Here is a 276-nt window from a genome sequence, read left to right as displayed (position 1 = left end):
CCCCGTAGAACACCTTTCTTCGGTACTTCGGCGCAAAAACTATGTGATATTTACAGTTCCATCTGGTGTGCGCTAAGCTCTTTTCGTCCCTCATTGGGACCCCCTTTTGATTTCTTGTTGAACATTTGCAGTTGCCAGACCGCAAACTGTTTTAACAAATCAAAAGGGGTTTTTATAACTGGCTCAAAGCTGAAAGCTTTACTAAACCCCCAGCCTAGCTGGGGGTTTTCTGTGCACAAAAAAACCAGTGGGTATGACCCCACTGGCTGGTGAAAC

The 276-nt window shown here is 45.7% G+C and carries 2 protein-coding genes; both read right to left on the bottom strand.

Annotated elements, in window-relative coordinates; all coding sequences use genetic code 11:
* Window positions 1–94 (bottom strand): transposase (locus RMT89_RS42825; RefSeq protein WP_399498968.1); only part of this gene is annotated, 94 nt, incomplete at its 3' end.
* Window positions 51–276 (bottom strand): hypothetical protein (locus RMT89_RS42820; protein ID WP_315889166.1); only part of this gene is annotated, 226 nt, incomplete at its 5' end. The genes RMT89_RS42820 and RMT89_RS42825, both read right to left, overlap by 44 nt.

Origin of the sequence: Streptomyces sp. P17, from assembly GCF_032436805.1 — a bacterium.
Lineage (GTDB): Bacteria > Actinomycetota > Actinomycetes > Streptomycetales > Streptomycetaceae > Streptomyces.
Note: the sequence above shows the minus strand (reverse complement) of the source record. Positions and strands in the feature narration are given on the sequence as shown.